Annotated in this window: 1 protein-coding gene; it reads right to left on the bottom strand. The window is 70.5% G+C overall.

Annotated elements, in window-relative coordinates; genetic code table 11:
* Positions 1–567 (bottom strand): PP2C family protein-serine/threonine phosphatase (locus IE118_RS33870; RefSeq protein WP_189561934.1); only part of this gene is annotated, 567 nt, incomplete at both ends.

Raw genomic sequence — 567 nt, 5'->3', positions numbered from 1 at the left:
GACCGGCGTTGGCGATGGTGATGCGGTGCGATACCGGGTCGTACACCGCGTACAGGCAGGTGGCGATGTAGTCGGTGCCCAAGCGCTGAGCCTGCTCATTGAGGGCATGCAGCACCTCCTGCGGCGGCAGGTCCAGGCCGGCCAGGGTCTGCGCGGTGGTGCGCAGCTGGCCCATGAGGGCAGCTGACGTCAAGTCGTGGCCCATCACGTCGCCGACCATCAGGGCCACCCGGCTGCCGGGCAGTGGAATCGTGTCGTACCAGTCGCCACCGGCCCGGGCGGTCTCCGCGGCCGGCAGGTAGCGCGACGCCAGCCGCACACCGGTGGAGGGGGGCAGGGTTTCCGGGAGCATTCTCCGCTGCAGAGCATCAGCGATGAAAGCCTGACGCCCGTCCAATGCGGCCTTCTCGATGCCCAGTGCGCTGTGAGTGGCAAGCTGCGCCGCCACGAGCAGGTCGTCGTGCCCGAATGCACGCCGCTCAGGGTCGCGCAGGAACAGCGCAGTACCGATCACCCGGCGCCGGCCGCGCAGCGGCGCGAGGATCGCCCGCTGCCCGTCCGGGACGG

This window comes from Streptomyces pilosus (genome assembly GCF_014649835.1).
Taxonomy (GTDB): domain Bacteria; phylum Actinomycetota; class Actinomycetes; order Streptomycetales; family Streptomycetaceae; genus Streptomyces; species Streptomyces pilosus.
The sequence above is the reverse complement of the archived record's forward strand: the minus strand, read 5'-3'. Positions and strand labels throughout refer to the sequence as shown.